This window comes from Streptomyces sp. NRRL S-350 (assembly GCF_000719705.1).
Lineage (GTDB): Bacteria > Actinomycetota > Actinomycetes > Streptomycetales > Streptomycetaceae > Kitasatospora.
The window spans coordinates 22,837-45,901 of sequence record NZ_JOHO01000017.1; the positions used below are offsets into that span (position 1 = coordinate 22,837).

The window sequence follows — 23,065 nt, forward strand, 5'->3', positions numbered from 1 at the left end:
CGATCAGTGGAGGCACAGGCAGAACGGATGGCCCGCCGGGTCCGCGTAGACGCGCCAGTTGGCCTCCGGGCGGAGCCGGTCCGTCCGCTCCAGCAGGGTCGCCCCGAGGGCGAGCGCCCGCTCCTCCTCGCCGTCGAGGTCGTCCACGTCGAAATCCAGGTGGAGTTGTTGCGGATGCTGCCGGCCGGGCCATTCGGGCGGCCGGTAGCCGTCCACCCGCTGGCAGGCCAACGGCGTCCCCTCGAACCCGTGCACCTCGATCCAGTCGGGGTCCTCCGGGTCGGGGACGACCCGGCCGCCGAGCAGGTTCGCGTAGAACTCCGCGAGCCGTACCGGATCGGCGCAGTCCAGCGCTACCGCCTGCAGCTTCCTGATCACTTCCGGGCACCTTCCGTAGCGGGGCCGCCCGCCACGGCCCGTTTGTCGCACCGGTGTGCGTACCCGGTGCCCGGGCCGGCATGCACCGTCGTGAGCCGGGCCGGCGGGCGGCCGCACGGGCGGGCGGCTTGCGGCGCTCAGGGGCGGACCGGTTTGAACAGGCGGATCGCGTCGCGCCCTTCCTGGACGAGCGCGTAGGACGATTCGGGAACGGGGTTCCAGGCCCCCGACAGGTCGCCGAGGGGTTCGGAGACGATGATGCGGGTCTCCTCGGACACCTTCTGCAGGACGGGATTGTCCGGGTGCAGCGCGCGCAGCGCCTGGAGGCTGGTGCTGAAGAACAGCGAGCGCGAGGCGCGCTCGGTCGAGTAGCGGAACGCCCACAGCCGCTTCCCCTCGGAGACGGCGACCGTCATCTGCATCGGGTCGGCCACGTCGTGGCGGGCCGCGACCGTCTCGACGAAGCCGGCCATGCGCTCGACCGCCCCCGGCACGTCGTCCCGCAGGCCGAAGGTGAGCGCCAGGTAGAACATCAGCTCCGAGTCCGTGGAGCCCTCGATGCCGGGGTAGAGGGAGGCGTCCACGGCGAGGGCCAGATCGCGCTTGAGCTTCGGGAAGTCGCGGATCGCCCCGTTGTGCATCCAGAGCCAGCGCCCGTACCGGAACGGGTGGCAGTTGGTCTGCTGCACCGCTGTGCCGGTGGAGGCGCGGATGTGGGCGACGAACAGCGGTGAGCGCACGCAGTGTGCCAGCTCGTGCAGGTTCCGGTCGCTCCACGCCGGCCCGACCGCCCGGAAGACCGCCGGCTCCGCGGCGCCGTCGGCCTCCTGGTGCGCGTCGGGGTACCAGCCGACGCCGAAACCGTCGCCGTTGGTCGTCTCCACGCCCATCCGGGCGTGGCGGCTCTGGTCGATCAGCGAGTGCTCGGGCTTGTAGAGCAGTTCCTCCAGCACGATCGGGGACCCGGAATAGGCCAACCATCGACACATGCGGCTCACCGTCCTCACGGCAACGCGTCGTACGGCCTCGTCGGCCGACTCCTTCCACCGTAGGCCGAGGCGCCCGGCCGGGCCCCTCGGCCCGGACCCCGCACATGGCTGCGCCGATTGCGGGCACGAGCAGGACATGGGCACACAACATGCGGAAACGGAGCGGAAGTACGACGGGGCCGCGCTCCCCGAGCGGCTCGACCGGGTGCCGGGCGTCGCCACCGCTCAACGCGCCGAGTCCGAGGACCTGGACGCCGTCTACTACGACACACCGGACCTGCGTCTGCTCCGCCGGCGCATCACCCTGCGCCGGCGCACCGGCGGGAACGACGCGGGCTGGCACCTCAAGCTGCCGCGCACCGACGACGTGCGCCAGGAGGTCCGGCTGCCGGTGGAGGCCGGCGGGCCCGGCGACGTCCCGGCCGAACTCGCGCAGCTCGTCGCCGCCTTCACCCGCGGCGGCGCGCTCGCCCCGGTGGCGCACCTGCGCACCCACCGCTCGCAGCTGGTGCTGCGCGACGACCGGGGGGACGCCCTCGCGCGGATCACCGAGGACCGGGTCGCGGCCCACGTCCTCGACGCGGACCGCGTCGCCCCCGCCCCCTCGGACGCCCGGCCGGCCGCGGACGGCCGGGCGGGGGACGACGGCGAAGGCGGCCCACCGGGCGGGACCACGACCGAGGTCCGCGGGTGGACCGAGTTCGAGGTCGAGCTGGAGCACGGCACGCCGGCGCTCCTCGACCGGGTCGAGGCCGCGTTCACCGACGCGGGCCTGGTCCGCTCGCCGTGGCCCTCGAAGCTCTCCCGGGCCCTCGGAGAGCGCCGCGCGGCCGCGGTCGAGGCGTCCGAAGGGCCCGGAACGCCCCGGTCCGGCAGGTCGGGCGGGCCGGCATCCACCCCGGCCGCGGGATCGGCCGGCGCCCTCGTCATGGACGGATTCCGGAGCCGGCTCGACGCGCTCCTCACCCTCGATGCGGCGGTGCGCCGCGGCGAGGCGGACTCCGTCCACCGCATGCGGGTCGCCGCACGGACGCTGCGGAGCCTGCTCAAGGCCCACCGGCGGCTCTTCAAGGGCGACCGGGCGCAGACCGCGGCCGCCGAGTTGCAGTGGCTCGGGCGACTGCTCGGCCGCGCCCGGGACCGCGAGGTACTGGGCGACCTGCTGGTCGGCGGGCTGGACGCGGTGCCCGCCCAACGGCGCGGCGGCGCCCTGCGCGGCCGGCTCGCCGAGCACTACGCCAAGGAGTACCGGGCAGAGTGGCAGCGGGCCGTCGCCGAACTCGACGGCGACCGCTACTTCGCCCTGCTGGACCGGCTCGACGCCTTCGCCGCCGACCCGCCCCTGCGCCACCGGGCCGACCGGGACGCGCGCGGCTACGTCTCCGACGCCCTGCGGCGCGAGCAGCGCCGGACGACGGAGCGCCTCGACCGCGCTCTGCGCAGCGAGCCCGGCCCGCTCCGCGACCAGGCGCTGCACGGCGCCCGCAAGGCCGCCAAGCGGGCCCGGTACACGGCGGACCACGCGCAGTCGCAGCTCCCTCGGCGCGCGGCCCGGCGGGTGGCGAAGTTCGGTGGCCGGATGAAGAAGCTGCACAAGGTCCTCGGCACCCACCAGGACAGCGTCGTGGCCCGGGCCGAGCTGATCACCCTCGCCGGGCAGGACGCGGGCGGCGAACGGGACGCCTTCGCCTACGGCGTGCTCCACGAACAGCAGCGGCACATCGCCGACGCCGCCCGGCGACGGCTGCCGAAGCTGCGCCGCCGCGCCGGACGCCGCAAGCTCACCCGCCTGCCCTGAACCGTCGCGCCGCCGGTGCCGGAGCACTCACGACGGTGCCGGGGCCGCCGGTGATCGGGCCGGCGTCGGCCGGCGCGAGGCCCGGGGCCGCCGCCCGGCGCGGAGGCGCCGGGCCTCAGCCGCGCCGGGCGGCGGGGACCGCCAGCAGGACGCCGAGCACCAACAGGGCGGCGTACCCGGCCGTCTGATGGCCCTCGGGCACCAGGAAGCGGACGAAGCCGAACAGCCGGAACCCCCCGGTCCAACCGGACAGCAGACCGGACGCGCCGCCGAGGATCAGCACGAAACCGAGGTAGCCGAGCAGGGTCTTCATGTCCCCGAGCCCAGGAATCCGCCACCGCTGGGGCATCCGACTTTCGGTGCGCCCGGCCGCCACCGAAGTCGTGCGCGGCGGCCGTCCACCGACGGGCACCGGACGGAGCAGCAGGCACGGCGGGCCGGCGGCGGCCCGGGTACGTTCGCGATGTGCAGCCCAAGCGAGTGCAGCAGAAGTCACCGTACGTGACCAGGGTCGCGGCGGCCGCCGCCTCGGCCCTGGTGCTCGCCGTCGGCGCCCCGGTGGCGCTCACGGCCCTCGCCCAGGACGCCGCCGGCCCGGTCGGCGGAGAACGGCTCGCCAGCCCGGACGTCCAGGTCGCGCCGCTGGCCGGGGCGCCCGCGCTGCCGAAAGCGCTGAGCGGCCGCTCCTGGCTGGTCGCCGACGCCCAGACCGGCGAGGTGCTCGCGGCCCGCAACGCCCATCTGCAGCTGCCCCCGGCCAGCACCCTCAAGATGCTGTTCGCGGACACCGTGCTGCCCAAGTTCGACCGCGCCCTGGAGCACCGGGTCGTGCCCGCCGAACTCGCCGGCCTCGGCACCGGCAGCAGCCTCGTCGGCGTCAAGGAGAACCTGCCGTACCGCGTCGAGGACCTGTGGCGGGGGGTCTTCCTCAGCTCGGGCAACGACGCCGTCCACGTCCTCGCCCACATGAACGGCGGCATCCCGCAGACCGTCGCCGAGATGCAGGCCCGCGCCGGGACGCTGCAGGCCAGGGACACCAAGGTGGTCTCCCCCGACGGCTACGACATGGACGGCCAGGTCTCCTCCGCCTACGACCTCACGCTCTTCGCCCGCGCCGGGCTGCGCAACGCCGACTTCCGCTCCTACTGCGGCACCCGCACCGCGCACTTCCCCGGCGGGCTGGACAAACTCACCGGGCAGCGCACCAGCTTCGACATCGCCAACACCGACCGGCTGCTCGGCACCTACCCGGGCCTGATCGGCGTCAAGAACGGCTACACCACCAACGCGGGCGCCACCTTCACCGGCGCCGCCGAACGCGGCGGCCGCACCCTGCTGGTGACGGTGATGCACCCCGAGGCGCAGGGCAAGGTCTACGAGGAGGCGGCGAGCCTGCTCGACTGGGGCTTCGCGGCGGCGGGCAAGGTCCAACCGGTCGGCCGACTGGTCGACGACCTCGGCGCCCCGGCCGCCTCCGCCCCGACGTCCTCCCCGGCCCCCTCCCAGGGCACCTCCGCGGCCCCCTCCGCGGGCGCGGAGGCCGAAGCCGACTCCCAGCTCCCCCCGTGGTCCCGCCCGCCCGTCATCAGCGGCGACGGGCCCGGCCTCGCCCCCGCCGTCTGGACGGCCGCCGTCCTCGGCACCGCCCTCGCCGTGTGGGCCACCGCCCGCGCCGCCGACCGCCGCCGCACCGTCCGGGCAGCCGGCGCCGCTGCGGCCGCGCCGCAGGCCCGCCCCGGCGCGACCGCCCTCGGCGGCCCCGGCCGGCGCCGCCTCACCCGCCGCGCCCGCGCCCTGCTGCGCCCCGCCCGCACCCGCCGGCCCCGGGCGCCGCGCTGACCTGCGGCCGGACGGCCCGTCGCGCCCTCTAGACTTCCGGCCATGACCACGCCCGACCCCTCCGCCGCGGACCGGCTCGCCCGGATCGTCCAGCTCTCCGCCGGGAGCTACCTGCTCGTCACCACGTACAAGAAGGACGGCACCACCGTGCCGACCCCCGTGTGGGTGGTCCGCGACGGGGATGCGCTCGGCGTCTGGACCGTCGCGGACTCCTGGAAGGTCAAGCGGATCCGCAACCGGGCCGACGTCCTGGTCGGCCCGTGCGACGTCAAGGGCCGGCCGACCGGCGGGCAATACCCGGCCACCGCCGAAATCCTCGACCCCGGGCGCACCGCCGCGTACCGCACGCTGCTGCGCCAGAAGTACGGGCTGCTCGGCGTGCTCACCCTGCTCGGCAGCCGGCTCCGCCGCGGCGAGCGCGGCACCGTCGGCATCCGGATCACCCTGGCGGACTGACGCCGGCCACCTGCCGACCGCACCCGCCGCCGGACGAGCCGCGCAGGTCGCCCGTTTCGGTCCGATGCGGCCCGGGGTGGCAGGCTTGACGGCCATGGGAGAGAACGGGACCGCGCCGCTGCCACTGCTGGTGGTGGACGGCGCGAACGTGGTCGGATCGGTGCCCGACGGCTGGTGGCGGGACCGGCGGGGCGCCGCCGAGCGGCTTCGGGACGCGCTGGTCGACGTCGCCGGTCGGGGCCTGCCGGACCGGCCGGGGCCGCTGGAGGTGGTCCTGGTCGTGGAGGGGGCGGCCCGGGGCGTCGCCGGGCGGCCCGAGGTGCGGGTGGTCGAGGCGAGCGGCAGCGGGGACGACCGGATCGTGGAGCTGGTCCGGGCGGCCCGCGCCGAACACCCGGAGCGGGCCTGCCTGGTGATCACCGCCGACCGTGAACTGCGGGCCCGGGTCGGCGCGTTGGGAGCCGCCGTGGCCGGTCCGCGCAGCGTACGGCCCTGATCAGCTCGGTCTCGGGCCCGCCCCGGCGTCGCTGCCGACTCCCACCTCGCGCCCGCCTGCGGCCTCGCCGTCGGCCCACTCCCACGGGCGGGCGGCGGAGGGGCCGTGCTCCAGCAGCGGGATCAGTTCGAAGGACGCGTCGCTGAGCCCGCCGAAGGTGTAGCGGTGCGGGCCCGGGGCGGTGTGGCCGGTGGCGTAGCCGGCCAGGTTCCAGGTGTACACCGGGACGTTCGAGGGCACGGGCGCGAAGACGTCGTTCGGCGACCAGTGGGTCTGCTCGTCGGTCACCACGACCACCCGGTCGTGGCCCCGGTAGCGCGTCCGGACCGCGTGGGCGGTGGCGGTGCCGCCCAGGTTGCGGAAGCGCCGCAGGGTCTGCAGGACCGACGGCTCCGGTTCGACCACCCGGCTGTCGCTGCCGAACTGCACCAGGTCGGCCTGCTCGGCCCGCAGCGCCAGCGCGGTGCCGAAGATGGCGGCCGAGTCCGCCCGGTTGAGCTGGGTCCGGGCCGAGGGCTGGTCGAACATCGAGCCCGAGCGGTCCACCAGCACCAGCGTGCGGCCCGCGAGCGCGGGCACCCTGGCCAGCGAGTGGCCGAGGGCGGCCTCCAGGGCGTCGGCCCAGCGCGGCGAGCGCACGGCACGGTGGGCGGCCAGGAAGCGGAACGGGAACTGCCGGGAGCGCCGGACCTCCTCCGGGTCGGCCACCCTGCGGGCCACCTCCGCCGCCACCTCGTCCGAGACCCCGGCCTGGTCGAAGTTCCGCAGGTTGCGCACCAGCGCCATCAGACCCATCGAGGGGATGACGGCCTCCCAGGCGGCGGCGTCCAGCGGGCCCTGCAGCCAGCCGGCCAGGGCCTCCCACGTCATCCCGGCCTGCGCGAGGCGCTGCGCTCCGCCGGGTTCAATCACCAGCGTGCGGCGGTCCGCCGTCGGCACCGCGAGCAGCGCGTGGTGGGCGCCCAGCAGGTGCTCGTCGGCGGGCGGCAGGGCGTGCTCCGGGTGGTGGCGGCGGTCCAGGGCGTACCGGAACAGCGCGCCCTGCCAGGGCTTGGCCGGGTCGGGCGCGGGGTGGGTCAGCTCCAGGACGTCGCCGAAGCGGAAGCGGTGCGAAGGGGTGTCGTACTTCAGCAGGGCCCGGCCGGTGTAGAGGCGGCGGACGGCGTCGCCGATTCCGCGGCGCAGCGGCTGGGGCAGCCGGCGGCCGTACCGGGACGTCCAGTAGGCCAGCAACTCGCCCGGCTCGTCGGGGCGTTGGAGCACGGCGTCGACGGCCTGGCGGGACAACCCGGCGGCGCCGGCCGTGGTCCGGGCGTGGACGAACTCGGCGGCGCCGACGACGGCGGCCGTCCGGATGCGGGCCTCGGCGCGCAGGCGGCGCAGCAGGCCCAGGGTCCACTGCGGATCGCTCACGGCGTGCTCCCGGACCAGGCGGACGTAGCGTGCGTCGCGCTCGGCGGCCGCCTCGTAGAAGCTCTCCTGCCCGTACAGGTGGGAGACGGCGAGGAGGAACAGCTCCTCCTTCGGTTCCCGGACGTATCCGGCACCGCCCTGGTGGTTGGTGACCGCGCCGCCCGGACCGACCGCCCCGCCCGGGCCCGGCGCCCGGCGGGAGAGGAGCGGAGGCGGCGGGCAGCGCAGGTGCCGGACCTCCGGGACCGGCCACTGCCCGTCGGTGGCGAGCGGGGAGGACACCCCGCGCCTGGTCAGTCCCGGCAGTTCTCGCTGGATCTCGGCCCTGGTGTCGGCCTTGGTCCGTTGGCGGTTGAACCGGGTCATGCAGAGGTCCCCCTGGTGGGTGGTCAGGTTCGGCTGGGAAGGCGGGAGCGGCGGGAGCGGTGGCGGCGGCGGGAGCGGGAGCGGTGCGAACGCACGCGGCGGCAGGCGCCTCCCGGGATCAGAAGTGGCACCGGTGGCACTTGTTTTCAGTAAGGAAGTAACCGGGGCCGGGCGCATCGGGAGGCGCCGTCCCGGACGCTACCCGGTCGGCCACGGGGCCGTCATCCGATTATTCGCGCGGGCATTTCGGAGCGTCCGGGAACCGATCGCGCCGCCCGTCCGACTGCTGGTGGGTGAGTGCGAAGAAGTCGCCGGGAGTCCGGCCCTCGAGTGTGCTGGCGGGGTTCGCCCTGCTGCTGGTGGTGGTGTTCGTGGTGGCGTACGGAGCGGGCCGGCAGGTGGGCCCGGTGGCGCCCGGGCTGCGGCCGGGCAGCGGGGGCGGCGCGTCCCCCGGGATGGACGGGCACGACATGGACGGGATGCGGTGAGCGCCCTCGCGGGGGCCGGTGCCGAGGCCCTGGTCTCCACCGACCTGGCGGTCGGCGGGATGACCTGCGCGGCGTGCGTGGGCCGGGTCGAGAAGCGGCTGGCCCGGATCGACGGGGTGACGGCCGAGGTGAACCTGGCCACCGGCCGGGCCCGGGTGCTGCACCCGGCCGGGGTGGCGGTGGCCGACCTGGTGGCCGCCGTCGAACGGGCGGGCTACACCGCCGAGCCGGCGCCGGCGGGTGCGCCGGTCACCGTGGCGCCGGAGGAGCCCGACGACCGGTGGCGGCTGCTGGTGACCGCCCTGACGGCCGTCCCCGTACTGGCGCTGTCCATGGTGCCCTCGCTGCAGTTCACCGCCTGGCAGTGGGTCTGTTTCGCGCTCGCCGTCCCGGTGGTGACCTGGGGCTCGGCTCCCTTCCACCGCCGGGCCTGGCAGGGGCTGCGACACGCGGCGGCGACCATGGACACCCTGGTCAGCCTGGGCGTCGTGGCCTCCTTCGGCTGGTCCGCGTACGCGCTGCTGCTCGGCGGGGCCGGGGATCCGGGCATGCGGATGCCGTTCTCGCTGACCGCCGACGGCGGCGGCGCGGCGCACGTGTACCTGGAGGCGGCCGTCGGGGTGCCGCTGTTCGTCCTCGCCGGGCGGCTGCTGGAGGGCCGGGTGCGTCGGCGCAGCGGTTCCGCGCTGCGGGCGCTGGCCGAGCTGGGCGCCAAGCGGGTGTGCCTGCGGGGGGGCGGACGGTGAGGAGCGCCTGGTTCCGGTCGAACTCCTGCTGCCCGGGCAGGAGTTCGTGGTGCGCCCGGGCGAGCGGGTGGCCACCGACGGGGTGGTGGTCGAGGGCGGTTCGGCGCTCGACCTGAGCCTGCTGACCGGGGAGAGCGTGCCCGTCGAAGTCGGCCCCGGGGACGCGGTGGCGGGTGCCACGGTGAACGTCGGCGGAGCGCTGGTGGTCCGGGCCACGGCCGTCGGCGCGGACACCCGACTGGCCCGGATCACCGCCCTGGTCGTGGACGCCCAGGCCGGCAAGGCCCGGGCGCAGCGCCTGGCGGACGCGGCGGCCGGGGTGTTCGTGCCCTGCGTGCTCGCGGTCGCGGCCGCGGTGCTGGGCTTCTGGCTGGGCGCGGGCGCGGCCCCGCAGGCGGCGGTCACGGCGGCCGTCGCGGTACTGGTGGTGGCCTGCCCGTGCGCGCTCGGGCTGGCGACGCCGACGGCGCTGCTGGCGGCGACCGGGCGGGGCGCTGAGCTGGGCGTCCTGGTGCGCGGCCCGGAGGTGCTGGAGAGCCTGCGCCGGGTGGACACCGTGGTGATGGACAAGACCGGCACGCTGACCACCGGCCGGATGGAGCTGGCGGCGGTGGCCACGGCCGACGGCGTCACCGAGGAGGAGGCGCTGCGGCTCGCCGGCGCGGTCGAGCACCGCTCCGAGCACCCCATCGGCCGGGCCGTCGCGGCGGCGGCCCGGGATCGCTGCGGGGCCCTGCCCGCCGTGGGCGGCTTCACGGCGGCCACCGGGCTCGGGGTGTCCGGGACGGTCGAGGGCCGGGCCGTCCGGGTGGTCCGGCCGGACGACCCCGCACTGCCCCCGGTACTGGCCCCGGCGCTGGCCGAGGCGGTCACGGCGGCCGGGAACGCGGGCCGTACGGCGGCCGTGGTCGAGCTGGACGGACGGCCGGCGGCCGTGCTGACGGTCGGCGACACGCTGCGCTCGGGCAGCTGGCGGGCGCTGCACCGGCTGCGCGCGCTGGGCCTGGAGACCGTGCTGCTCACCGGGGACGGCCCCGGCGCCGCCCGCGCGGTGGCGGCCGCGCTGGGCATCGAACGGGTGCACGCCGCGGCCTCGCCCGAGCGCAAGGCCGCGGTGGTGGCCGAACTGCGCGCCGCCGGACGGACGGTGGCCGTCGTCGGCGACGGCGTCAACGACGCGGTGGCGCTGGCCTCCGCAGACCTCGGGGTGGCCCTCGCCTCCGGCAGCGACGCCGCGATCGGCGCGGCCGGACTGACCCTGGTGCGCGACGACATCGAGGCGGTGGTGGACGCCGTCCGGCTGGCACGGCGGACCCTCGCGACGATCCGCGCCAACCTGCTGTGGGCCTTCGGCTACAACGTGGTGCTGATCCCCCTGGCGGCGGTCGGACTGCTCAACCCGATGCTGGCGTCGGTGGCGATGTCACTCAGCTCGCTGCTCGTGGTGGGCAACAGCCTGCGGCTGCGCACCTGGCAGCCGGGGCGGGGCGGTTCCGCGCGGCAGCCGGGGCGGGGCGGTTCCGCGCGGCGGCCGGGGGCCGGGCGATGAGCGTGTCGGAACGGCTGAAGGCCCTCGGCCCGCCGGTCGGCGCGGCGGCCCTGACGCTGGCCCTGCTCACCGGGTGGACGGCGGTCGGCGGCGCCGGCCGCGCCCGCCCGGTGGAGGCCGGGCCCGGCTGGGTCCTGCTGCCGACGGTGAGCGCGGCCCCGGCCACGGCGGCCTTCTTCACCATCCGCAACCCGGGCGCCATACCCGACGAACTGACCGGCGCCCGCTGGGAGTTCGGCGGCCGGATCACCCTGAAGCGACACCTCCACCAGGGCGCGGCGGGGCGCTGGGAACCGACCGCGTCCCTCGCCGTGCCGGGCGGCGGTGAACTGGCGATGTCACCGGAGGACGCCGATCTGATGATCGCCGACCCGCCACCGCTGCGGGCCGGGCAGTGGGTGGAGTTCGCCCTCACCTTCCGCCACAGCCCCGAACTCCGGCTCCGAGCACAGGTGCTGGCACCGGCGGAACGGCCGCGCTGAGCGGCCTCCGGGGCCCGGTCGGCTCAGCGACCGGCCGCTGAGTCGACCGGGCCGCCGAGCCGCCGAACGGCGCCCGGGCCTTCGCCGCCCCGCCGTCACCCGTGCGGGACGACCGCGACCGGGGCCTCCGCATGGTGCAGCACCGCGTGCGCGACCCGTCCGAGCCGGGGGCCGAACTCGCCCGCACGCCGACGCCGGCCGACCACGACCAGCGCGGCGGTGGCCGCGGCCTCGACCAGGCCGCGGGCCGCACCCAGGCGGACGTCCTCGACCACCGCGACGCCCGGGTACTGCTCGCGCGGACCAGCCAGGGCGAGTGAGAGCAGCTTGGCCTCCAACGCCTCCAACTGGGCGACCTCGCCCGCCGGGACGGCCCCGCCCGCGTAGCCGAACACCGGCGGCAGGTCCCAGCCGTGCACCGCCCGGATCCGGGCACCGCGCAGCGCGGCCTCGTGGAAGGCGAACTCGAGCACCTCCTCCTCCGGGCCGTGCGCGTCGACGCCCACCACCACCTCGCCCGCGCCGCGCGCACCCTCGTGGGCGTCCCGCACCACGACCACCGGAACGCCGCTGCGCCCGGCCACCGACCGGCTGACCGAGCCGAGCAGCAGTCCGGTGAAGCCGCCGCGACCGCGTGAACCGAGTACCAGCAGGTCGGCGTCCGCCGCGGCGGCCACCAGGCCGTCGACCGGCGCGTCCAGGACCGCGTCGGTCCGCACGTCCAGCTCCGGATGCCGCCCGCGGACGTCCTCGGCCGCCTCGGCGAGGGTCCGCTGGACGGCGTCCGGCAGGGCGTCGGGCTCGGCGAAGGAGGACTCGCCGTCGGTCAGCCACGGCCAGGCGTGCACCAGCCGCAGCGACCCGCCGCGGCGGACCGCCTCCTCGGCGGCCCAGTGGGCGGCGGCGGTGCTCTGCGGCGAGCCGTCGATTCCGGCCACCACGGTCGACGTCAGCTCGCTCGGCTCGCTCATCGGTATGCCTCCAAGGAACCCCGGCCTTCCGGCCGGGGATGAATCGGACTTCCACCCGGCTGGCCGGAGTCCTGTGATGGTCCGCCGGACGGTCCGCCGGGTGGGCGGCCCGTCCGGCGGTCGGGGTGTTGCGGGCCCCGGCCTTGCTGACGCCCCGTCCGCCCCTCCCTCACCCTGGCGGCCGCACCAGACCGCACGGCAGGGGCGCAGGACCCTCGGCGGCGGGACGAAAGGCCCGCCCGCGGAGCCTACGGCCGCCCCCGGCGCCCACCCCGCCGACACCCTGGCCCTGCCGCGAACAGGGCGGTCCCGCCGGTGGGACGGCGTCCGACCCGAGCCGAGCCGAGCCGGGGCGAGCCGGGACCGGCCAGGCAGGGCGGACAGCAACGGGAAACCAGCGGGACCGACAGGTGGGGCGGCGAAGCGGGCTGTGCAACCTGAGCGAGCGGGCCGACCGGGTCGGCGGGGCCTTCACCGCCGCCCGGGCGGGTTCCTGCGGGGCCCGTGCGGGCTCAGGACAGCATGTTGATCCGGTACTGCATGATCCGGTAGTTCGTCGGGTCGTACCACTGGCTGACGACGATGTGGAAGTTGCCGAACGTCGAGCCGGGGATGACGAACCCGCCGTACGGGCTGGCGACGAGGTTGCCGACCTCCTGGCCCGGGCTGCCGGGGAGGATCATGGCCTGCTCCAGCGTCCTGGTCAGGTCCGAGGTCGGGAGCGGGAAGACCATCGCCCTGATCGACAGCGGGTCCATGTTCAGCCAGGTGAGGACGTACTTGCCGTCCATGGCGCGGAAGCACAGCTCGCCCCACTTGCGGGTGCCGAAGACGGTGGTCGGCGCCGGCGCGTTCCACCGCCAGCCGCCGTCGGCGTAGCCCCACGGCTCGTAGGCGTCCGGGTTGCCGAGGCTCTCCTTCCGCACCCGGTGCAGCAGCATGCCCGACTCCACCTCGCGGTTGAAGACCGTGGACAGCACGTAGCAGTAGCCGTCGTCGGCCACGGCGTACGTCTTCTGCTGGAACTGGCCGCCGTGCAGGTCACCCGCCCACTGGCACAGGTACTCCCACGTCTCGCCGTTGTCGGTGGAGCGCCAGAAGTCGGTGTGGTGGGTGTCGTAGATGACGCCGCGCATGAGGTGCATGTACAGCACTCCGTCGACCACGAACACGTCGGACGGGATCGCCGTGGTGAACTTGTCGCCCACCGGGTTGTGGGGCTCGTCGACGAGGCTGTTGGCGTGGCCGCCGCCGACGCTGCCGTCGATGCGCAGGTTGTTCAGGTCCGCGCTGCCGGAGCGCAGGCCGACCGGGGCGCGCCAGTCGGCGGCACCCACCCGGTCGCCGTCGAAGGTGTCGCCGCAGACGAAGAGCATGGTGCCGTCCGGGCACCGTACGGGGATGCCGAGGTCGGTCCACGGCGAGGCGAACGGCCCGGTCTCGGCCGGCCCGCTGAGGTTCCTCACCTTCGTGGCGATCGTCGGACTGGTCGGGTCGTACGGGCCGTTGGCGATCGCCGAGGTGGCGCCCGGACCGAGGGCTCCCGCCCCCACCGCCACGCCGAGGCCGAACCTGAGGAGGGTGCGGCGGGAGGGCCCGCCGGGTGTCGCGCCGTCCCCGCCCGACGGGCTCGGCACGTCCGAGGGGTCCGACGGATCCGATGAGGACGAGAACGGTGAGAGCGTTGAGTGGGTCATGCTGTCGACGGCCTTTCCGGGTCGGCGAATTCACGGCATTCCTGCGGCCCCGCATGGATCGCGCACCTCGTCGGCGGGCCGCCACCGACGCTAGGCGGGCCGCCGACGCCCCGTCGGTCAGTGGACGGACCTTCACCCGAACGGGCTAAGCGTGCCGAGGTGAGGCGCCCGGCCGCGGGCGCCTCACCGGACTTGGGGCCGGGCGCCAGGGCTCCGGGCGCAGTGCGTAGCGGCCGGTGCACCGACAGCTTCCCCCTCGCCGGACGCCGTCCCGGCACCGCCCGCATCCGGCCGGACGGCCGCAGGGCGATCCGGGCGGGCGAGGCCTGACCGCGTCGGCTCCGCCGACGTGCGCGGCAGGGTGGTGGACGTGCCTCCGGCCGGGTCCGTCCCCTGCGCGGACCCGGCCGGTAGCCCGTGGGCGGGTGTGGGACGGGCGTGTCGACCGGGTTCCGGGTCGTGGCTGCCTGTCCTGTGCCGTGGGGGTCGAGCCTAGGGGGGCCGTCTTACCGATGGCTTACCGATCGGGCTGCGGTCGGTGAGGCGGCGGTGAGGGCCGGGGTGGTGCAGCGGTGAGCGCCGGGGTGAGGCGGCCGCGAGGCCGGGGTGAGGGTGCCTGCGTGCGGTCGGGCCGGGGTGGCGGGTGTCAGTTCCCGTGCGTCGGGGTGTCGGTCAGCTCGCGGGCCTCGCGGAGGACGCGGGCGGCGGAGTCGGGCAGCCCCGCCGCCTCGTAGGCCCGGCCGAGGGTGCGGAGGGCGCCGGCGAGGAAGGACCGCCAGCCGCGGGCCCGCCACACCAGGACGGACTCCTCCAGGTGGGCGACGGCCGAGGCGTGGTCGCCGGCCGTCAGGTCCAGCTCGCCGAGGATGCCGAGGGCCTGGGCGAGGTGGTGTCCGAGGTCGAAGCGGCGGGCGATGGCGAGTGCGGCGTCGGCCGTCTCGCGGGCGCGGCCGTCGCCGGTGGCCGCGTAGAGGGTGGCCAGGTAGAGCAGGGAGAACGCCTCCACGTAGCGGTCGTCGAGGGAGCGGGCCATGGCGAGGGAGCGGGTGAGCAGTTCGCCGCCCCGTTCGACCTGGCCGGCCCGGCCGTGGGCGGCTCCCAGGAACTGGATCGCGGTCGCTTCGAAGCGGGTGTTGCCGATGAGCCGGGCGAGGCGCAGCGTCTCCGTCAGGTGCTCGATCGTGCGGTCGAGGTCGGTCTCGCCGTAGGCGATGGCGATGATCTGGTGGGCCCTGGCCTGGCCGCCCGGGTGATCGTGGGCGGTGGCGAGGTCCAGGGCGCGGCGGGCCGCGTCGAGGGCTTCCCGTTCGCGGCCCTGGGCGACCAGGCTCCAGGCGGTCAGGACGAGGGCGTCGGCGGTGCCGCGCGGCTCCTCCACCTGATCGAACAGGCGTTGCAGGTGCCGGGCGTGGTCCTCCAGGGCGACCATCGTCTGGCTGCCGTCCGTCCGTCCGACGGCGGTGTGGGTGTCGTCGGCCGGGGTGGTCCAGGTGGTGACCTCGATGAGGCCGCGGGTGAGGACGGCCGTGCCCAGGTGGTCGCCGGCCGTCCGGCAGGCCTGGAGGACGGCCAGGTGCGTGGTGCGCCAGTCGTCGTACAGGCCGCGCACGTCGCAGTACTTCTCCTGGCAGGCGGCGAGGTCCCAGGCCAGCGGGACCATGCGCAGGGCGGCGGCCTGCCGGGCGCTCGCGTCGAGGGCGGGCTGCTCGGCGTCGAACCAGGCCATCGGGTCGTCCAGCAGTGCTGCCGTGACGGCGGACGGCAGCGGGTGGCGCGGCGCGGCGCCGTGGATCGGTGCGAAGCAGGGCCCGGGCACCTGGTCGGCGGCCTGCTCGGCGAGCCGGAGCCAGGCACCGAAGGCCCGTTGGAGCGCGGCGGTGCGCGCGGCCGGTTCGTCGGCGGCTTCGGCGTGCTCGCGCGCGTACAGCCGGACGAGGTCGTGGAAGCGGTAGCGCAGGTGCGGTTCCGTGCCGGTCTCCTGGAGGAGTTGGGCGTCGATCAGCTCCTCCAGCTGCCGTTCGGCCTGTTCCAGGGGGATGTCGGCGACCGCCGCGGCGGCCCACGGCGCGAAGTCGGGCGCGTCGAGCAGGCCGAGCAGCCGGAAGGTGCGGCGGGTCGGCTCCGGGAGCCGGGTGTAGCCGACGGCGAAGCCGGCCCGTACGGCCAGGTTCCCGGCTGCCAGTTCGTCGAGTCGTCGGCGTTCGTCGCGCAGCAGGTGGGCGAGCCGGGCCAGGGTCCAGCGCGGCCGGGCGGCGAGCCGGGCTCCGGCGATGCGGACCGCCAGCGGCATGCCCCCGCACAGGTCGACGATCTGGGCGGCGGCCACCGGCTCGGCGGCGACGCGGTGGTCCCCGAGGATGCGGCGCAGCAGCGTGCGGGCGTGGGGGGCGTCGAGTTCGTGGAGGTCGACGAGCCGGGCGCCGGGCAGCGCCGTCAGGGGCGCGCGGCTGGTGACGAGGACGGCGGTGCGGGCGCCGCGGGCACCGGCCGAACGGGCTGCCGGACTTGCCGCGCCTGCCGCGCCTGCCGGGTCCGCCGTCTCCGCGGGGTGTTCGGGGTGCGCCGGGGTGCCGGGGAGCAGCGGGACGAGCTGCTGTTCGTCGGCGGCGTTGTCGAGGAGGACGAGCGTGCGGCGGTCGGCGAGCAGGGTGCGGTACAGCGCGGCGCGCTCGTCGAGGGAGGCCGGGATCTCGCGGGGGTCGGCGCCGAGGGCGCGCAGGAAGGCGGCCAGGACGCCGGCGGGGTCGGCGGGCGCGTCGTCGGCGCCGCGCAGGTCCGCGTACAGGCTGCCGTCCGGGTAGTCGGCGGCGGCGCGGTGGGCGGTGTGGACGGCGAGCGCCGTCTTGCCGATGCCGCCCATGCCGGCGATCACCGGCACCCGCCCGGCCGCCAGGGCGTCCAGGATGATCCGCACCTGCTCGTCCCGGCCGGTGAAGTCCGTCACGTCTCGCGGGAGTTGGGAGGGGACGCGGGACCGTCCGGGCTCCGGTCGGGCGCCCTCGCGGTCATGGGCCAGCAGCGCCAGGAAGACGTTCTGCACCTGCTCGCCCGGCTCGATCCCGAGTTCCTCGGAGAGCCGCCGGCGCAGCGACTGGAAGCGGCGCAGCGCTTCGGCGGCCCGGCCGTCCGCCGCCAGCAGCTCCAGCAGGGCGGCGTGCAGGGGCTCGTCGTACGGGTGCTCCTGGGCGAGTTCCGACACGACGGGAAGGGCGGCCCGCGCCGCCCCGGGCGACCCGGTGGCCCCGCTTGCTCCGCCGGCCCCGGCGGCCAGGGCGTCCCCGGCCAGGGCCAGCACCGTGGCGCGCACCAGGCTCTCCGCGGACGCCACCAGGGGGTCGGCGCGGTTCAGCCGCTCCAGCCCGTCCAGGACCGGCCCGCGGCGCAGGGCGACCGCCGCGGCCCGGTCCCCGGCGGCGGCGAGTCGGCGGAACCGCCCGAGGTCCACCGCGTCGGGCCCGGTCGACAGCCGGTAGCCGTGCGCGTCGGACTCCAGCACGACCGTGTCGTCCCCGAAGCTCCCGAGCCAGGTGCGCAACCGGGACATCCCGGTGTGCACCGCTCCCCGGCCGATCCGGTCCGCCTGGTCCGCCCACACCAGCTCCAGCAGTCGCGCGACGGGCAGCCGCTCCCCCTCCGCGAGCAGCAGGGCGCCCAGCAGGCCCCGCAGGACGGTGGCCCTGGGCAGCGCCTGCGGTACGGAGTCCACGGCGACCGCGAGGGGGCCCAGCAGTCCGAACGTCATCTTCATCCGCTTCGACCCCCGGTTCTCACGACCGCGCCGGGATCCGGCCGTGCCGCCCGGTCGGGTGGCGACCGCCGGCCGCGGCGCGACCACGACACTAGTACGGACGCTGATCGACGGCCGTCACCGGGCCCGCGCGCCGCCGTCCGGCCGGCACCGCGGGCGGCGGCCGCCCCCCGGCCGCCCGGCGTGCACCCGCACCGGCGGCTCACTCGGCCCGGTGTCACGGCGGCCGGGGCGGCCGATGCCCGATTCTTGCTGATGGCATGTCAGAACGGCCGCGCCGCAACGTCCTTACCCGAACGACCGTACCTGCCGGGGGCGGTTCACAGTTCCGTTACGACCTCCTGGAAGAACGCCCTCAACATCCATTGTCGCGACGCATGTTCGAAGGTAGAGTCGCCGTTCGCCGAGCACGGATGAGCACTTCTCTGCGTCATTTGGGGCGGGCATGTCAATTAGTCACGGTTCCCTCCAGGTCTTCCCCGACCTGCTCGACATGTTCAGCGATATCGCACGTCGAAATCCCCGTCGTCCGGCGATTGTCCACAACGGACACGCCCTGAGCTACGGCCGGCTCCTGGAGTCGGCGAACGCCCTGGCCACACGCCTGGGGCCGGATCCCGGCGCGGTCGCCGTACCGGCGGTCCACGCACCGGAAACGGTGGTCGCACTTCTCGGCGTGCTGACCGCCGGGGGCACCTATTGCCCTGTCGACCCGGCATTCCCGGCGGCCCGCCGACAAGCCATGGCGGCTGCCGCACAGTGCCGCACCGCCGTGTCCGGCCGGTCCGGCGACATCCTCCGACTCGATGCCCGATTAGTGGAGTTACCGGAACCGACGGAATTCTCCGGGGATCCCCCGGCAAGCCCCCCGGCCGGCTCGGCCCGGGCCGAGCCGGAACAACCGGCCTACATTCTCTTCACGTCGGGTTCGACCGGGCAGCCGAAACCCGTCGTGACGCCCCGCCGGGCCGTCGCGGCCACGGCCCACGCGCTGCGCGAGCTGTTCCACCTCGCCCCCGAGGACCGGGTCCTGCAGTTCGCCTCGCTCAACTGGGACACCTGCTTCGAGGAGATCCTGCCGGCGCTCACCGGGGGTGCCGCGCTCGTCATCGACCCGGACGCGCACAGCGGCTCGTTCCCGCGCCTCCTGCGGCTGGTCGAGCGCGAACGGATCACCGTACTGGACCTGCCGACCGCCTTCTGGCACGAGCTGGTCCACCACCTGGTCGACTCCGGCGACCGACTGCCCTCCTGCCTGCGCCTGGTGGTGATCGGCGGGGAGGCGGCCGGGCCCGCCCGGCTGGCCGACTGGGCCCGGCTGCAGACCGGACGGATCCGGCTGCTGAACACCTACGGCTGCACCGAGACCACCCAGATCACCCACGCCGTGGACCTCGCCGGCCCGCTGGCACCGGGGCGGACCTGGGACGGCACCACCCGCGCCCCGATCGGACGCGCCCTGCCGCACGTCGTCGAACACCTCGACGAGCACGGCGAGTTGCTGATCGGCGGACCGGCCCTCGCGCTCGGCTACCTCGGCCTGCCCGAGGCCACCGCGGCGCGGTTCACCACCCTGGACTGCCGCCGGTTCTTCCGCACCGGCGACCGGATGAGCCGCGATCCGGACGGCCTGCTCACCCACCAGGGCCGCCTGGACGGCGAGTTGAAGGTCCGCGGGATCCGGGTGGACCCGGCCGAGGTCGAGGCGCACCTCACCGGCCACCCCGACGTCACCGCGGCCGCCGTCACCGGCACCACCGTGGCGGGCCGCACCACCCTCGTCGCGTACGTCGTGGCGCGCCCGCACACCCCGGCCCGGCAGTTGGACCGCGACCTGCTGTCCCACCTGCGGGCCAGGGTGCCCGGCCACCTCGTGCCGAGCCGGATCACCCTCGTGCCCCGGCTCGTGCACACCCCGAGCGGCAAGGTCGACCGGGCCGGCTGCCACCTGCGGTACGCGGCTCCCCCCGACAGGTCGAAGGAGACCTCCCTTGAGCACTGACCTCACCACCCCCGCCACGCCCCCCGCCCGCACCGGCACCACCGCCTCCGCCATGTCCGAGGCCCTGACAGCCGTCTTCCGGCGCGTCCTGGAACGCGAGGACGTCACCGCCGACTCCGACTTCTTCGAACTCGGCGGTGACTCGCTGATCGCCACCCGGGTGCTGAGCGCCGTCGCCCGCGGCCACGGCGTCGAGCTGACCTTCGACGACTTCCTGCTCGCGCCCACCCCGGCCCGCCTCGCGCAGCGCATCACGGCCGCCGCATGAGCGAGGACGCAAGACGCACCGCGGTCGTCGTCGGTGCCGGACTGGCGGGGCTCACGGCGGCGACCGGACTGGCCGCCCGCGGGATCGACGTGACCGTCCTGGAGGCCCGGGACCGGGTCGGCGGGCGCACCCGCGGCATCGAGGCCGCACCCGGCGCATGGGTCGACGCCGGCGCCGCCTACCTGGGCGACCGGCACACCGAACTGCTGGCCCTGGCAGCGGAGACGGGCCTCAAGACCACCCCCACCACGATGCTCGGCGCCAGCCGCTTCGCCCTCCGGACCGGCACGCCGAACGGAACCGGCACCCCGGACGCAACCGGCGCCCCGGACACAACCGGCACCCCGGACGGAACCGGCACCGAGGCCACCACCGGGGACGGCCGGTTCCCCCCGCTGAACGCCGTCGCCCTCGGCGACCTGTTCGAGCGGCTGGCCGAACTCACCGCCGCCGTGAGGCCGCAGGCGCCGTGGCTCACCCCGGACGCCGAGCGGCTGGACGCCCTGACCGCCGCCGAATGGGCCGAGCAGCACCTCTCCCATCCGGACGCCCGGCTCTTCTTCCCGCTCTTCCTGGGTGAGATGTGCGCCGCCGATCCGGCCGACGTCTCCGTCCTGCACCTCGCCTTCTACCTGCGCTCCGGCGGCGGCCTGCGCTACCTCAACGCCTTCGCCGGCGGCGCCCAGCAGGACCGGATCGACGGCGGCGCCCACCAGGTGTGCGAACGGCTGGCCGAGCGGCTGGGCGCCCGGGTGCGGCTGGGCGAGGCCGTCCGGGCCGTCCACCAGGACGACCGGTCGGTGACCGTGCGCACCGACGGGGGCGCGTACCGGGCGGACGTCGCGGTCATGGCGCTGCCCCCGCTGCTCGCCGACGCGATCGCCTACGAGCCCGCCCTGCCGACACGCCGGGCCGGGGAGCGCACCGGTCGCGGCTGCGCCGTCAAGGTCCACCTGGTCTACCCGGCACCGCTCTGGCGCCGCCACGGCTTCTCCGGCTGGTCGGTCAACGCCCGGGGGCCGCTGCTCTCCACCGTGGACGACTCCCCCGAGGGCGGGATCGGCGTCCTGACCGGGTTCGTCACCGGCGCCGAGGCCCACCGCTACGGCGCGCTCACCCCGCAGCGACAGCGCGCCGAGGCCCTCGCGCAGGCCGCGCGACTGTTCCCGATGCTGCCCGAGCCGATCGGCTTCCACGTCACGGACTGGCTCAACGACCCGTACAGCCGGGGCTGTTACGCCGCCCTGCTGGGGCCGGGCGACTGGACCCGGCTGGGCCCGACGCTCACCGCGCCGCACCGGCGGGTGCACTGGGCCGGCACCGAGACCAGTACCGCGTTCTTCGGACTGATGGAGGGCGCGGTCCGCTCCGGCCACCGGGTGGTCGCCGAGATCGTCGACCGCACCTAGCCCTCCCCGCACCCCGCCCGACCGCCCCACCCGCACCTTCCGCACCTTCCGCACGCCCTGACGGGCCCCGACGCCCTCGACGGCCTCGACAGCCCCGACGCCCTCGACGGCCCAGCTGCCCTCGACGGCCCAGGGGCCCAGCTGCTCACCGGCCCAGCGGCCCCCATGGCCCACCGGGAACCCCTCACCCCTCTCCCGGGCGCCGGTTCCACGAGAACCCGCGCCCGGCACCCCTCGTCCGGAGCCCGCCATGAGCGACCAGAGTCCCATCGCACCCCTCGCCGCCCGAGAGCGGCTGATGACCGAACCCGCCCTCGGGGCAGGGAACTTCCTCGACCACGCGATCGCGGTGAACCCCCACCGGTCCGTCCCGTTCGTCTTCACCCACCGCACCGACCACCGCGGCGAGGTCGTGCTGCGCGGCCACAGCCTGCTCGACCTCGCCGCCCTGCGCGACCGCTACGCCGCCTGGTACCACGCCAACGGGGTGCGCCCGGGCGAGCCGGTCGCCGTGGTGGTCGGCGAGGGCCTGGAGCCGCTGCTGCACTTCCTCGCGCTCACCGCACTGGGCGCCGTTCCCGCGCTGGTCAACGACGCGATGCGGCATGACGTGATGGTCCGCTACCTGGACCACGTCGGCGTGGTCGGCGTGGTCGCCGACGACACCACCCGGCTGGCCGCCGCCTACCGCGAGGACCCGCGCAGCCGCCCCCGCTTCCTCGCCCTGGCCGCCGAGGTGCGGGCCTTCGACGCCGCCGAAGCCGTCGGACCGCCCGCCGGGTACCCGTACCGGCACGCCGCCGACGACGTGGTGGCGCTGATCCACTCCTCCGGCACGACCGGCACGCCCAAGTCCACCGTGCTGACGCACCGCCGGTTCTGGGACGGCAAGCAGCCGCGCATGGTGCGCTTCCCCGCCGAGCCGTACGACCGGCTGATGTCGCTGATGCCGCACACCCACGCCGGGGGCCTCAGCTACTTCCTCACCGCCGTCCTGCTCGGTCTGCCGACGGTGGTGATGTCCGACTGGCGGCGCGCCGTGGTCGAGCCGGTGATGGAGGCCTTCCAGCCGACGATGGTCGCCTCCTTCCCGCGCACCTTCGTCGAACTGGCCACCGGGGAGCTGCCGGTGCGCGGCGCGGCCCGGGTGCACTCCTGGTTCAACACCGGCGACAGCGCGCACCACGGGCACGTCCGCCGCCTGGTCACCCTCGGGGAGCGGCCCGCCGGGCTGGTCCGCCCGTGGCTGCTGCCGCGGCAGCGGGCCGGGCAACCCGCCCTGCCCGGCTCGCAGTTCATCGACGGGCTGGGCTCCTCGGAGATGGGCATGGCCCTGTTCGGCCAGGTCACCACGCCGGAGAGCGGGCGCGAGGACCGCTGCGTCGGCAAGCCGCTGGAGGTGGTCCGCAGGGCCGCCGTGCTGGACCACGACGGCACCGAACTCCCCGACGGCACCGTCGGGTTGCTCGCGGTGGACGCCCCTTCGCTGACCCCGGGCTACTGGAACGACGAGCGGCTGACCGCGAGCTTCGGCCTGGCCGGCTACTGGCTCACCGGCGACGTCGCCCGCCGCGACGGCGACGGCCGCTTCTACCACCTGGACCGCACGGTCGACGTCATCGACACCGCCGACGGCCCGGTCTACAGCCTGCCGATCGAGGAGGTGCTGCTGGCCGACTGCGCGGACCTCGTCCGGGACTGCTCGGTGATCGGGGTGCCCGCCGGCCAGGGTCAGGCCCAACGTCCCATCGCCGTCGTGCAGTTGCAGTCCGAGGCGGCCGAGGCCGACGCCGATCGGGTGCAGGCCGCGGCCAACGAGGCGCTCACCCGGGCCGGTCTGGCCGCCCTCGCCGCCGTCCGGATCGCCCGCACACCGCAGGACTTCCCGCTCGGACCGACCGGCAAGGTGCTCAAACGCGAGCTGCGCACCCGCCACGCCGGCCTCCTGACCGGCCAGTAGGTCGCCGTGG

General features: G+C 75.8%; 17 protein-coding genes and 1 pseudogene. 11 read left to right on the top strand and 7 right to left on the bottom strand.

Annotation, left to right across the window (positions count from 1 at the left end):
* Nucleotides 1-3 precede the first annotated feature (3 nt).
* Both IF30_RS0117825 and IF30_RS0117830 read right to left on the bottom strand, forming a co-directional pair.
* Entirely contained in the window at nucleotides 4-378 is a 375-nt protein-coding gene (locus tag IF30_RS0117825; RefSeq protein WP_030238976.1) for a VOC family protein, read from the bottom strand.
* Nucleotides 379-515: 137 nt separating this feature from the next.
* Nucleotides 516-1,367 (bottom strand): class II glutamine amidotransferase, encoded by an 852-nt coding sequence (locus IF30_RS0117830; RefSeq protein ID WP_030238979.1) that lies wholly within the window; start codon nucleotides 1,365-1,367, stop codon nucleotides 516-518.
* A gap of 136 nt (nucleotides 1,368-1,503) precedes the next feature.
* Between IF30_RS0117830 and IF30_RS0117835 the strand changes: the two genes are divergently transcribed.
* Nucleotides 1,504-3,165, top strand: a complete 1,662-nt coding sequence (locus IF30_RS0117835) for a CYTH and CHAD domain-containing protein (RefSeq protein ID WP_030238982.1) — start codon at nucleotides 1,504-1,506, stop codon at nucleotides 3,163-3,165.
* 115 nt (nucleotides 3,166-3,280) lie between these two features.
* Here the strand turns inward: IF30_RS0117835 and IF30_RS41630 are convergent, their stop codons facing one another.
* Nucleotides 3,281-3,478: a hypothetical protein gene (locus IF30_RS41630; RefSeq protein ID WP_037900330.1), complete on the bottom strand. Its 198-nt coding sequence runs from the start codon at nucleotides 3,476-3,478 to the stop codon at nucleotides 3,281-3,283.
* Between the two features lie 152 nt (nucleotides 3,479-3,630).
* Between IF30_RS41630 and IF30_RS0117845 the strand changes: the two genes are divergently transcribed.
* The 3 genes from IF30_RS0117845 to IF30_RS0117855 all read left to right on the top strand — a co-directional run bounded on the left by IF30_RS0117845 (nucleotide 3,631) and on the right by IF30_RS0117855 (nucleotide 5,956).
* Nucleotides 3,631-5,004, top strand: a complete 1,374-nt coding sequence (locus IF30_RS0117845; protein WP_234322738.1) for a D-alanyl-D-alanine carboxypeptidase — start codon at nucleotides 3,631-3,633, stop codon at nucleotides 5,002-5,004.
* A gap of 42 nt (nucleotides 5,005-5,046) precedes the next feature.
* Nucleotides 5,047-5,460, top strand: coding sequence for a PPOX class F420-dependent oxidoreductase (locus IF30_RS0117850; RefSeq protein ID WP_037900331.1), 414 nt, complete (start codon nucleotides 5,047-5,049; stop codon nucleotides 5,458-5,460).
* A 94-nt stretch (nucleotides 5,461-5,554) separates the two neighbouring features.
* Nucleotides 5,555-5,956, top strand: a complete 402-nt coding sequence (locus IF30_RS0117855) for a hypothetical protein (RefSeq protein WP_030238992.1) — start codon at nucleotides 5,555-5,557, stop codon at nucleotides 5,954-5,956.
* Here the strand turns inward: IF30_RS0117855 and IF30_RS0117860 are convergent, their stop codons facing one another.
* The gene (locus IF30_RS0117860; protein WP_078891479.1) at nucleotides 5,957-7,735 is read right to left on the bottom strand and encodes a TROVE domain-containing protein; all 1,779 of its coding nucleotides are present in this window, start codon (nucleotides 7,733-7,735) and stop codon (nucleotides 5,957-5,959) included. It lies immediately after the preceding gene.
* A gap of 293 nt (nucleotides 7,736-8,028) precedes the next feature.
* Between IF30_RS0117860 and IF30_RS47930 the strand changes: the two genes are divergently transcribed.
* From IF30_RS47930 to IF30_RS0117875, 3 genes and pseudogenes are all read left to right on the top strand, one after another.
* A complete protein-coding gene (locus IF30_RS47930) occupies nucleotides 8,029-8,223 on the top strand; it encodes a hypothetical protein (protein ID WP_030238999.1) in 195 nt (64 codons plus the stop codon).
* Nucleotides 8,224-8,282: 59 nt separating this feature from the next.
* Nucleotides 8,283-10,518, top strand: a pseudogene (locus IF30_RS41635) (heavy metal translocating P-type ATPase).
* Nucleotides 10,515-11,000 carry a copper chaperone PCu(A)C gene (locus IF30_RS0117875; RefSeq protein ID WP_037900333.1) on the top strand — a complete coding sequence of 162 codons (486 nt, stop codon included), beginning with the start codon at nucleotides 10,515-10,517 and terminating at the stop codon, nucleotides 10,998-11,000. The pseudogene IF30_RS41635 and the gene IF30_RS0117875 overlap by 4 nt, the downstream one beginning before the upstream one ends.
* 95 nt (nucleotides 11,001-11,095) lie before the next feature.
* Here the strand turns inward: IF30_RS0117875 and IF30_RS0117880 are convergent, their stop codons facing one another.
* The 3 genes from IF30_RS0117880 to IF30_RS0117890 form a co-directional block, all read right to left on the bottom strand.
* Nucleotides 11,096-11,971 (bottom strand): universal stress protein, encoded by an 876-nt coding sequence (locus tag IF30_RS0117880; RefSeq protein WP_030239005.1) that lies wholly within the window; start codon nucleotides 11,969-11,971, stop codon nucleotides 11,096-11,098.
* 512 nt (nucleotides 11,972-12,483) lie between these two features.
* The gene (locus IF30_RS0117885) at nucleotides 12,484-13,608 is read right to left on the bottom strand and encodes a DUF4185 domain-containing protein (RefSeq protein ID WP_030239007.1); all 1,125 of its coding nucleotides are present in this window, start codon (nucleotides 13,606-13,608) and stop codon (nucleotides 12,484-12,486) included.
* A gap of 706 nt (nucleotides 13,609-14,314) precedes the next feature.
* Nucleotides 14,315-17,416, bottom strand: a complete 3,102-nt coding sequence (locus IF30_RS0117890) for an ATP-binding protein (RefSeq protein ID WP_051710531.1) — start codon at nucleotides 17,414-17,416, stop codon at nucleotides 14,315-14,317.
* Nucleotides 17,417-17,909: 493 nt separating this feature from the next.
* Here IF30_RS0117890 and IF30_RS0117895 point away from each other — a divergent pair, with 493 nt between their 5' ends.
* The 4 genes from IF30_RS0117895 (at nucleotide 17,910) to IF30_RS0117910 (ending at nucleotide 23,055) form a co-directional block, all read left to right on the top strand.
* Nucleotides 17,910-19,418 (top strand): amino acid adenylation domain-containing protein, encoded by a 1,509-nt coding sequence (locus IF30_RS0117895; RefSeq protein WP_234322742.1) that lies wholly within the window; start codon nucleotides 17,910-17,912, stop codon nucleotides 19,416-19,418.
* On the top strand, nucleotides 19,408-19,686 hold the full coding sequence (locus IF30_RS0117900) for a phosphopantetheine-binding protein (RefSeq protein WP_234322739.1): 279 nt from the start codon (nucleotides 19,408-19,410) through the stop codon (nucleotides 19,684-19,686). The genes IF30_RS0117895 and IF30_RS0117900 overlap by 11 nt, the downstream gene beginning before the upstream one ends.
* Complete coding sequence (locus IF30_RS0117905) at nucleotides 19,683-21,095, top strand: flavin monoamine oxidase family protein (protein WP_030239018.1); 1,413 nt, start codon at nucleotides 19,683-19,685, stop codon at nucleotides 21,093-21,095. Before IF30_RS0117900 ends, IF30_RS0117905 begins: the two co-directional genes overlap by 4 nt.
* A gap of 250 nt (nucleotides 21,096-21,345) precedes the next feature.
* A complete protein-coding gene (locus tag IF30_RS0117910) occupies nucleotides 21,346-23,055 on the top strand; it encodes a class I adenylate-forming enzyme family protein (protein WP_030239021.1) in 1,710 nt (569 codons plus the stop codon).
* Nucleotides 23,056-23,065: the final 10 nt, after the last annotated feature.